The organism is Hymenobacter bucti (assembly GCF_042681145.1).
GTDB classification, from domain to species: Bacteria; Bacteroidota; Bacteroidia; order Cytophagales; family Hymenobacteraceae; genus Hymenobacter; species Hymenobacter bucti.
Window position 1 is genome coordinate 1,016,595 of sequence record NZ_JBHUFD010000005.1, and the last position, 9,496, is coordinate 1,026,090.

Consider the following 9,496-nt stretch of genomic DNA (forward strand, 5'->3'; position numbering starts at 1 on the left):
CAACGTTCGCGCTACTTCGAGTCCGGCCGACTGCCGGGCTTCACGGCCGGAATCCCGGCCAAATGTTCCGGCACCGCATCGGCCGCAAAAACGGCCGCCTGCACCGGCAACAGCGCAAAGTTCGGGAACGGAAGCTGCGCGGCACCATTGGTGCGGTCAATTAATGACACCACTGCCAGCACTTCGACCCCCATTTCCTGCAAAACCCTAGCTACTTCGAGGGTGCTTTTGCCGGTCGTAACTACGTCTTCGGCAATAACTACCCGCTCGCCAGGGGCCAAGGTGAAGCCGCGCCGCAAAATCATTTCGCCATTCGCATCACGCTCCGTAAAAAGTGACGGCACGCCGAGCTGTCGGGCTAGTTCATAGCTTACCACTACGCCGCCCATCGCCGGGCCCACCACCGTATCGGGCGTTAGGCCCGCATCGCGCAGGCGCTTGGCGAGCACCGCCATCGCGGGCGCGGCCAGCTCCGGCTTGCGCAAAAAGCGGGCGCACTGCACGTAGGTATCGGAGTGCAGCCCCGACGAGAGCTTAAAATGCCCGCTCAACAGCGCGCCCTCTTCGCGCAACTGCGCTTCGATGATGGTAGCGACTTCGGCGGCGGAGAGGTCGGGGGTGAGTTGTTGGGTCATGTTTAAAAGTATACCGTGGACTCTGCGAGTCCGCGCATGGGTAGGCTGGTCAGTGACTTACTAGTGGCTCAGGGCCTTTTTTGAAATAGTCCTCGGGAATAGTTCGAACTTCTATTCTGGATGGCTTTGGTGAAGCAGTCAATCCTTCAGAACTCTCGTTGTCAATTTCACCAAACCAGACAGCGATATGCTCTTCTGGCACTTCTTCACCACTAAGGCTTTGTCCGCCAAGTCCAACAACTACGCAGTGCGAGCCATCAAGCTCTAGGATGTCTCCTAATTGGAATTTGCTTTCCATATGGCTTTGGCAATGCAACTCGCGGACTCACAGAGTCCACGGTACATCAGGCCGTTACTGAACGGTGCTCATTAATCTCATTCATCAACTCCCGCGCCGCCGCCGCCGAATCCTCAGCTTGCCAGATGCTGCGCGACGCATTAATCAGCAGCCCGCCGCCATCGGCAAACAAGCCCGCTTTCATTACCGCTGCCAGGTCGCCGCCTTGTGCACCGATGCCGGGCACCAGAAACCACTGCGCCGGGCAGAGCTGCCGCAGCCGGCCCAGGGCCACCGCATCGGTGGCACCAGCCACGAGGCCGATGTTGCCGTGGGTCGCGTCGAGGTCGGCGAGCAGTTTCGCCGTGAACTCGCTCACGGGCTCACCGCTTTGCAGCACGGCTTCCTGAATAGGCGAGTGGTTCGAGGTTTTGGCCAGAGCGAAGACGAACTTGCCAGGGCGGGCGAAGGGCACCACCGCATCGGCGCCCATGTAGGGGTTCACCGTCACGGCATCGACCCCCACCACGTCGTAGGCAAACTGCGCGTAGTGCATGGCCGTGTTGGCGATGTCGCCAAACTTACCATCCAGAATAACTGGGATGCCATCGGGCACGGCCGCCACCACTTGGCGTAGCAGTTGCGTGCCGTTGCCCCGGCTCAGGAAGAAAGCCAGATTGGGCTTGAAGGCGGCAGCGTAGGGAGCGGTTTCGGCGATGACCTGGGGCAGGCGGCGCGTCACGTCTTCGTCCGAGCCGGTGGGGTCGAGGCCCACGCAGAGCAGCGTATTGGCCTGGGCAACGCGGGTGAGGAGCTTTTGCATCAGCAGTACCGTGGACTTTGCGAGTCCGCGAGTATAGAGTAAGGGAGAGCGATAAAACGCGCGGACCCGCAGAGTCCACGGTACACAGTTACGCGCCGGCTAAGCACAAAAAAACCGCCTCAAACTAATGGGGCGGCACTTGAGAAACACGGAAAACCCGAATCACAGGGCGAATGGAAAACGGCGGCCACAGCCTTCCGGTCTTTCCGCAGAGCTGCCGGTTGGGCCGTTCCGCGTATCATCCACTGGTGGTTGAGTGCGTTCACGGTGCAAAATTACGATTTTCTTTTTCGGCGCAATGTTACCTCTTCCAAAAAAGCCATTTCGTTCTTTTCAAGAAAAAAGCGTTTTCTGCGGTGCATTAGGTTTTTAGGCCATTTTTTGGCTGGTTTTATCCACCAAACAAAATTCGCTTCTCGCTAACCGCTTGCCACTGTCCGTAAGCTTGGCGTAACTTTGACTGTTTATTTCGGTAATGTCACCCACGTTGAACATTTCAGCCTAAGCATCTTACGCACAAAAAATCCCGTCGCTCTCCTGAGAAAGCGACGGGATTTTTTGGCTCCTAGGGCTACTTAAACGCCTCGTTGAGCACCGCCGCCAGCCGCACGCCGGCCTGCTGGATGCGCTGCTTCATCAGGTCGGCGTGGGCGGGGTAGTAGCGGAAGTCTAGGTCGGGCTTTTGAGCGGACTCGGCGTAAAGCTGCGTGGCGGCGGTGTACGACTCGAACAGCCACTCAGCGGGGTCCTGGACTGACTGCCAGGTTTTGGCCAGGGCAGTCGGCACGGCGGCATCGTACTGCTGGCCCATCTCGGTGTAGGTGAGGCCCTGGTAGTCGATGAGGCCGCTGTCCCAGAGGCTGTGCAGGTTAGTGTCCTTGCCGCGGTAGGTGAGCTTGATGTCGTTGCCGCCCTTGTCTTCGGCGCGGCCGGTGTGCATGGGCTGGTGCATGTCGCCCACGATGTGCACCACGAAGACGAGCGCCTCGGCCCGCTGCGCCTGGGTTTTAGTGGGGTCACGCATCTCCTTGATTTTAGCCACCAACGCGTTGTAGGCGTTGGGGTTCGTCTGCCCTTTCACGGCTTGCAGGTACTGGTCGTGGCCTAGGCCCAGGGCCGTATTCACATAGTGCCAGGGCGCGGTTTCCTTGTATTCGGGCAGATTGCGCATCTCGTCGGGCTGGGTGCTCACGAGGGCCAGGGTCTGGGTGCCGAGCAGGGTGGTTACCTGACGGCGCGCCTTTTCGGTGAGGTGGTTAGTAGCGATGAGGCCGACGGCCCGATGGCCATCTACACCCCAGGCCCACAAGCGGAGGGGTAGGACTGCCAGCAGAGCCAGCGAAAAAAGCAATTTGCGCATTCGTAAAGAAGAAAAGACGGGCAAGGACAGGCAGCTAGCCCAGGAGTTGCAGTAGAAAGACCTATTCCCTGTTAAGCCTAGGTGAATACTTCTCGTACCCTCCGCAGCCAGCCCAGCCAACCAGCGGCCAAGTAGCCCTACCTGCTTAAAACTCAACGTGTACCCGCAACGCCACCACGTGCACCGGCCCCGGCAGGCGGCTGGTGTTGTAGCCGGGATTGAAAATAATCTGATAGTCAGGACTCAGCGCCGCGTGGTAGCGTGGAAAGTCGATGCTGTAGTACACCTCGCCAATGTATTCCAAGCCATAGTCGAGCCGGCCATCGCCGAGGATGAAGCCCGAACCGCCCGCCGCCAGGTAGTTGCGGTGGTCGCCGGAGAGGCCGTTGGCTACGGCCGCCACGCCGAGGCGGTCGGTGGGGCGCTTCCAGCGGGCGCCCGTGCTGGTAGCGCCCACGCTCAGGCTCCGGTCGATTTCGGTAAAAGCCCAGGTTTCGTTGTGGCCGTCGTTGTAGCTGAAGCGGCCGAAGAGGCCAATTTCGGGCGAAATCTCCTGCTCGGCATTAATTACGAAGCCGTATTTGGTGCGGCGCTCGGCGCGGGCGGCTGTCACGTCGGGCATGGTACCCAGGCCGCGCGCTTGCTGCACGGCCAGGTTGTAACTGCCCATGGCGGCCTGGTTGCGGAAGCCCAGCAGACGCACCGCGCCGGGGTGGCCGTTCACTGCATACGACTTCGTGACTTCGGCCGTAATAGCCTGCGCCTTATCGTAGTGAAAGTCCAGGGTCGGGCCGTTGGCATCGGTGGGCATCGACGACACGCCGGCGCGCAGCGCCAAGCCGGGCTGCACGTACTCTACCACCGCGCCCACCGTGTAGCCGCGCACGTTGGCGGGGTAGTCCCAGCCGCCGGCGCTCATCAGACTCCAGTTAAAAAACTGGGTGCGCGGGTCGTGTGAGTAGCTGTTCTGGTCGAAGTAATCGGCGATGCTGAACTTACCCACATTCAGGGCCAGGTACTTGGCGGGGCGCGCGCCTTTCAGCTGGTTGAGGTCGTCTTCGTCCTCCTCTTCCGACGGACCTAGGGACCAGAGCTGGCGCAGGTACAGCCGTGCCAGGTACACCTGCGGCGCGGGGTCGCCGATGCGAAACGTCTCCCCGTTGGGTGCGCCGCCGATGCCGGTGGCGCCGCTCAGGCCGCTACCGCCCGCCACCTCGGGGTTGAAGTACACTGCTCCTCCCTTCCACAGCCGCCGGCCCAGAAAGAGCGTGGTCGTGAGCGAAAGTTTGGCATTTTCGCGGGCCTGCAGGCTGTTGCCACCCGCATAGCGCGGCTGTAAATTATTGTGCCACTGCTGAATAACGGTCTGCTGAAAGTGCAGGCTCCAGTTTTCGTTGTGCTCGTGGTGGGTGGGCTGCTGCGCCGAAGCCGCCGCGGGCTGCAGGCCGGGCGTTACCGAAGCCGGCGGCGTGACCTGGCCCTGCGCCAATGCCTGGCCCGCTACCAACCCTAGAGTGGCTGCCCCGAGGGCGCGCAAAAAGTAAAATTTCATCAACCTAGAAACAGAAAGCGGTAGTAATACAGCCGGCAAAAGTAAGCCCGGCGCGAGGCCGGGCTCACATTCATCTGATATTCATTAGCCTACTGCTTCAGCTTACCAGCTTACTGGCCTACCAGATTTTTACCCGCGCCGAGTCCGGGATATAAAGCTTCTGGCCCGGTTTCACCCCAAAGGCCTCGTAGAAAGCCGGCACGTCGGCCATCGGGCCATTCACCCGGTACTGGGCCGGCGAGTGCACGTCGGTGAGCAGCTGCGAGGCCAGGCTCTCGTCGCGCACGTGCATTTGCCACCCCAGGGCGTAGCCCAGAAAGTAGCGCTGCACCGGCGTCAGGCCGTTTATTTTCTTGCCTTCCTTGTACTGCTTAGTTTTCTTGAAAGCATCCAGGCCGATGACGATGCCACCTAGGTCGGCAATGTTCTCGCCAGCCGTGGCCTTGCCGTTGATGTGCAGCGAGTCGAGCAGCGTGTAGCCATTAAACTGCGTCACGATGACGGCCACGCGCTGGTTGAAGCGCTTGCGGTCTTCCTTGCTCCACCACTCGTGCAAGTTGCCCTTGGCATCAAACTGGCTGCCCTCGTCGTCGAAGCCGTGGGTCAGCTCGTGGCCGATGGTGCTGGCGCCGGCGTAGCCGTACACCAGCGCATCATCAGCATCGGCGTCGAGCAGCGTGGGCACGGCAAAGGCCGCGGCGGGTAGCACAATCTCGTTGTTGCTGGGATTGTAGTAAGCGTTGTAGGTCTGGGGCGTCATGCCCCACTCGGTGCGGTCTACGGGCTTACCCAGCTTGTTGAGCTGGTAGTTATACTGCCACTGGTTGGCCCGCATCACGTTGGCCGCGAGGGAGCTGCGGTCGATGGTCAGGTTCGAATAATCCTTCCACTTGTTAGGGTAGCCAACTTTGGGGTTGATTTTATGAAGCTTGTCCAGGGCCACCACCTTAGTGGGCGCGCTCATCCAATCCACGTTTTGGATGTGCTGCGCAAACGACGTTACCACGTTCTTCACCAAGGTATCGTAGCGGGCCTTGGCCTCGGGCTTGAAGTATTCCTTCACAAAAAGCTGACCTAGGGCATCGCCCAGGGCATCTTCTTCCATGTCGAGCACGCGCTTCCAGCGGGGGCGCATGGCCTTGGCGCCGCGCAGCGTGGTGCCATAGAACTTAAAGCTCTCATCCACGAACGGCTGGCTGAGCGTGGGCGCAAACTCGCGGGTAACCTGCCACGTGAGGTATGCTTTCCAATCATCCACGGGCTTGGTTTTCAGCAGCTGGCCCACCGTTTGGTAAAACTCGGGCTGGCCCACGATGACGCTATCAACGCTCGTGGCGCCCATCTGGCTAAACCACATTTTCCAGTCGAGGCCGGGCGTCAGCTTGTCGAGTTGGGCCAGCGTCATCTTGTTGTAGTTCTTGTAGGGGTCGCGCAGGGCTTCGAGTTTGCGCGACGACTTGGCCAGCGTCGTTTCCAGCGCCATTACCCGCGCCGCATTAGCGTTGGCCGTGGTCGAGTCCTGGCCCAGCAGCTTAAACGTGTTAGCCACGTGCCGCACGTAGGCGCGGCGGATATTCTTGGTGCGCGTGTCGGTATTGAAGTAATAATCGCGGTTGGGTAGCCCTAGGCCGCTCTGGTACAGGTGCAGCGCCATCTTATCACTGTTCTTGTCGTCCTGCCCCACCCGCGGGCCGATGAGCGCGCGCACGCCCAACGGAATTTCGTGGGCAATGACGCCTGGCACGTCGGCCGCTGTCTTCATCGCCGCGATGCGGTCCAGCTCCGGCTTAATGGGCGTGTAGCCCAACTTATCGGCCTTAGCCGAATCGATACCCACGGCCCAGAAGTCGCCGATTTTCTGCTGGTTGCTGCCGGCCGCGGCGCTGGCTTTGGCGGCTTCCACGCTGGTTTCGCGCAGGCGAGCGTATACCTCTTTCTGCACCTCGATGCCGATGCCCGAGTTGCTTTCCGAAGCCGGTATCGGGTGGTTCTTAATCCAGGTGCCGTTGGCATAGCTAAAAAAGTCGTCGCCCGGCGCCACCGTTGTGTCGAGGGCGGCGTGCAGCAAATCGGGCTTATCGCCGCCAGCGACGGAGGAGGACGAGGAAGAATTACAGGCCGTGACCAGGGTGGCAAGCAACGGCAGCGCCCACAAGTTTTTGTTCATGAAAATTGGAATAAGCTTTTGCCGCAGCGCCCGCCGCTGAACACGCAGCCAAATCTAGGTCTGCGAGCAGCTTGCGCACCACCCAACAGGCGATACTTTGCGTAGGACGGTTGCACCACCCCTCCTATCCCCGCTACTTACATGTCACTCGCGCGCTTGCTTTTGCTCAATTTTGCCGCGGCGGCTTACCTCACCGGGGTTATTTGGGTGGTGCAGCTCGTCACCTACCCCGCCCTAATGATGGTCGGCAAAGATGACTTTACCCGCTACCACGTCGCCCACACGCGCGGCATGGGTTGGGTAGTGGGCGCACCCATGGTAGCCGAGCTAGCCCTCGCCGCTTGGCTGGCCTGGGCGGCCTACTCTGTCTGGGGCACTGGCCCGGCCCTAGGGCAGCTAGCGCTGGTACTGGTAGTGTGGGCCGTAACTTTTTTCGTTGCGGTACCTTTCCACAACCGGCTCGAAGCGGGCGGCTACAACTACATCGCCCTCGATGGCCTGGTGCGCACCAATTGGCTACGTACCCTGGCCTGGACCGCTCGTGCTAGTTGGCTCGGCTGGCTACTAAGTAGGGGACTATGAGCCCGCTACCCTAGGTAGCCCTTACTCTTTAGCGCAATCCCCAAACGTATTCTTCGCCTTCATTACTCTTCGCACTGCGTAACTTGCAGCCTTAATCCTGGCTTTATTTCATGATGACGAAACGTTTCCTGCCCGCGCTGCTTGCTTCAGCGGTTCTCCTGCTAACCATGCCCGCCTGCGGCCCCTCGACTAACGACGGCGACGATGATGTGGCTACCACACCACTGCCGCCCCTGCCCGCCGCCCCCGACACCACTAAGGGTGCCAAAGCCGTTGTGCCCACTGCCAACGACCCCACGCGCGAACTAACGGCCCCAAACGCTACCGAAGACATCAAAAAAATGCAGCCGCAGATGTAGTTGGCTATACCTTGCTACGGTATGAGCAATGAGCAGGCGCACCAGTTCCTCCGCCTGGAGGCAACCTAGGAGCCTGTTCATTGCTCATTTTTAGTTTACAATTCGCCTTACCCTTTTGCTACTTGCTACTTGGCACCCACTACCTACCACCTGCGCCGGGGGCGCGAAGCAGACTTGCCACGCGTACTGGCGCTCATTCAAGAACTCGCCGCGTACGAGCGCGCGCCCGACGCGGTCACTAATACCCTGGCTATGATGCGCCAAGATGGCTTCGGCCCAACTCCAATCTTTGGATTTTTCGTCCTCGAAAATGGCGATGAGCTCCTCGGTCTAGCGCTCTACTATACTGCCTACTCCACTTGGAAAGGCCGCATGCTCTATCTCGAAGACCTGGTAGTAACCGAAGCTGCCCGCCGCGGTGGCTATGGCCGGCTCCTTTTCGATGCCGTAGTGGCAGAAGCTCGCCGCACCGGCGCCCAACGCCTCAAGTGGCAAGTGCTCGACTGGAATGAGCCTGCCATCAAATTCTACAGAAGATTGGGCGCCGAGCTTGACGCCGAATGGCTGAACGGTAATCTTTCGGCTGAGCAGCTGGCCGCCTATGAAGTTAACGTATCGGCGGCAGCGCTTTAGGCAAGCGCTTGTCCACTTCATTACCTATTGCGTAGTATTGCCAGAACACTTGGCAAAGTACTTGTTAACGAGCGTTACGGCACCGTCTAATTCTCGTCACTACTGCCACTAACCATATCCCATCCATTTTACTTCTATCCCTCAGCAATGAAATATTCTTTCCTATTTCCAGTAACTTGCTCCTTTTTGCTGCACATTCTTCCGGCCTCTGCCCAAGTTGCTCAGCCCATCGCGGCGGGCCAGTCGCCTACTGCTCCCGTACCCGTGCAGTTGTCTTGCCGCTCGTTCAGCGGGCACATCAAGTCTACCACAGGCACACCGCTAGTCGGAGCTACCATTATGGTCAAGGGCACCTACGTAGCCCGCACCACCAACGATGAAGGGTACTTCGCTTTCGACCTACCCGCAGTTCCTACTCAAGCGCCGCATCTGATGGTAAGTTCAGCAGGCTTCGGTCCGCAAGAATTCTTAATTACCAGCTGCGAGCCTCTAAATATCGAATTACAGATATTAGAAGGCACCCGCATCAAGCAGCGCGGCAAGCATAAAGGCTTCATTAAACAAGCCGGCAAAAGCTAAATCTACAATTATTGCCGATGGCTAAACTCGCTTTATCATTTATAATAGAGACTACTTTGTGGCTACCCGGCTTAGGCCTGTTAGTATTATCGACTGAGCCAGCGCCCGATTGGCTAGCAAACTATGCTCTATATACAGCCTTCGCCGTCACGCTATCAACCAGCACGCCACTTATCTCATCCGCGATGACAGGAACACTAGAAGAGATTTCTTACCCTGGCCAATTACCACGGCGAGGCATCCTTCTTTATCTTGATTCTAATATCTCTCTAGCTGTTGGCAGCTGTTTACAAATAGAAGAGGCTACCACTGACTTCGATTAGCACGTTGGTAACAGCGAAAAGGCCCTTGCATCCACTAAGAGGCAAGGGCCTTTTCGCTGTTACCAACGTGCTAATGCACAATTAAAGCTATCTATATACCTTCATCAGAAAACCCTTCAAATGCAAAAGTCCCCTGCTGGTCGCTGGTGAAAGCGACGCGACAGGGGACTCACGTGTAAAGTTGGCGGCGACCGACTCTCCCACCG

Annotated in this window: 10 protein-coding genes; 4 read left to right on the forward strand and 6 right to left on the reverse strand. The window is 58.8% G+C overall.

Annotated features, from left to right (window positions below; translation table 11 throughout):
* Positions 1 to 11 precede the first annotated feature (11 nt).
* The 6 genes from pyrE to ACFSDX_RS16445 form a co-directional block, all read right to left on the reverse strand.
* Entirely contained in the window at positions 12 to 635 is a 624-nt protein-coding gene (pyrE, locus tag ACFSDX_RS16420) for an orotate phosphoribosyltransferase (RefSeq protein ID WP_382315442.1), read from the reverse strand.
* A 49-nt stretch (positions 636 to 684) separates the two neighbouring features.
* A complete protein-coding gene (locus ACFSDX_RS16425; RefSeq protein WP_382315444.1) occupies positions 685 to 933 on the reverse strand; it encodes a hypothetical protein in 249 nt (82 codons plus the stop codon).
* 46 nt (positions 934 to 979) lie between these two features.
* Positions 980 to 1,735 (reverse strand): orotidine-5'-phosphate decarboxylase, encoded by a 756-nt coding sequence (pyrF, locus tag ACFSDX_RS16430; protein ID WP_382315446.1) that lies wholly within the window; start codon positions 1,733 to 1,735, stop codon positions 980 to 982.
* 571 nt (positions 1,736 to 2,306) lie between these two features.
* Entirely contained in the window at positions 2,307 to 3,095 is a 789-nt protein-coding gene (locus tag ACFSDX_RS16435) for a S1/P1 nuclease (protein ID WP_382315448.1), read from the reverse strand.
* Between the two features lie 145 nt (positions 3,096 to 3,240).
* On the reverse strand, positions 3,241 to 4,647 hold the full coding sequence (locus tag ACFSDX_RS16440; protein WP_382315450.1) for a carbohydrate porin: 1,407 nt from the start codon (positions 4,645 to 4,647) through the stop codon (positions 3,241 to 3,243).
* A 118-nt stretch (positions 4,648 to 4,765) separates the two neighbouring features.
* On the reverse strand, positions 4,766 to 6,814 hold the full coding sequence (locus ACFSDX_RS16445; RefSeq protein ID WP_382315452.1) for a M13 family metallopeptidase: 2,049 nt from the start codon (positions 6,812 to 6,814) through the stop codon (positions 4,766 to 4,768).
* Positions 6,815 to 6,955: 141 nt separating this feature from the next.
* Between ACFSDX_RS16445 and ACFSDX_RS16450 the strand changes: the two genes are divergently transcribed.
* The 4 genes from ACFSDX_RS16450 (at position 6,956) to ACFSDX_RS16465 (ending at position 8,967) form a co-directional block, all read left to right on the forward strand.
* The gene (locus ACFSDX_RS16450; RefSeq protein ID WP_382315454.1) at positions 6,956 to 7,396 is read left to right on the forward strand and encodes a hypothetical protein; all 441 of its coding nucleotides are present in this window, start codon (positions 6,956 to 6,958) and stop codon (positions 7,394 to 7,396) included.
* A 110-nt stretch (positions 7,397 to 7,506) separates the two neighbouring features.
* Entirely contained in the window at positions 7,507 to 7,755 is a 249-nt protein-coding gene (locus ACFSDX_RS16455; protein ID WP_382315456.1) for a hypothetical protein, read from the forward strand.
* A gap of 129 nt (positions 7,756 to 7,884) precedes the next feature.
* Positions 7,885 to 8,388: a GNAT family N-acetyltransferase gene (locus tag ACFSDX_RS16460; protein WP_382315458.1), complete on the forward strand. Its 504-nt coding sequence runs from the start codon at positions 7,885 to 7,887 to the stop codon at positions 8,386 to 8,388.
* A gap of 147 nt (positions 8,389 to 8,535) precedes the next feature.
* Positions 8,536 to 8,967, forward strand: coding sequence for a carboxypeptidase-like regulatory domain-containing protein (locus ACFSDX_RS16465; protein ID WP_382315460.1), 432 nt, complete (start codon positions 8,536 to 8,538; stop codon positions 8,965 to 8,967).
* Positions 8,968 to 9,496 lie beyond the last annotated feature (529 nt).

Bases quoted from the DNA above. Each gene is read 5' to 3' on its own strand.
- pyrE (WP_382315442.1), bottom strand. From the start codon at position 635: ATGACCCAACAACTCACCCCCGACCTCTCCGCCGCCGAAGTCGCTACC.
- ACFSDX_RS16425 (WP_382315444.1), bottom strand. From the start codon at position 933: ATGGAAAGCAAATTCCAATTAGGAGACATCCTAGAGCTTGATGGCTCG.
- pyrF (WP_382315446.1), bottom strand. From the start codon at position 1,735: ATGCAAAAGCTCCTCACCCGCGTTGCCCAGGCCAATACGCTGCTCTGC.
- ACFSDX_RS16435 (WP_382315448.1), bottom strand. From the start codon at position 3,095: ATGCGCAAATTGCTTTTTTCGCTGGCTCTGCTGGCAGTCCTACCCCTC.
- ACFSDX_RS16440 (WP_382315450.1), bottom strand. From the start codon at position 4,647: ATGAAATTTTACTTTTTGCGCGCCCTCGGGGCAGCCACTCTAGGGTTG.
- ACFSDX_RS16445 (WP_382315452.1), bottom strand. From the start codon at position 6,814: ATGAACAAAAACTTGTGGGCGCTGCCGTTGCTTGCCACCCTGGTCACG.
- ACFSDX_RS16450 (WP_382315454.1), top strand. From the start codon at position 6,956: ATGTCACTCGCGCGCTTGCTTTTGCTCAATTTTGCCGCGGCGGCTTAC.
- ACFSDX_RS16455 (WP_382315456.1), top strand. From the start codon at position 7,507: ATGATGACGAAACGTTTCCTGCCCGCGCTGCTTGCTTCAGCGGTTCTC.
- ACFSDX_RS16465 (WP_382315460.1), top strand. From the start codon at position 8,536: ATGAAATATTCTTTCCTATTTCCAGTAACTTGCTCCTTTTTGCTGCAC.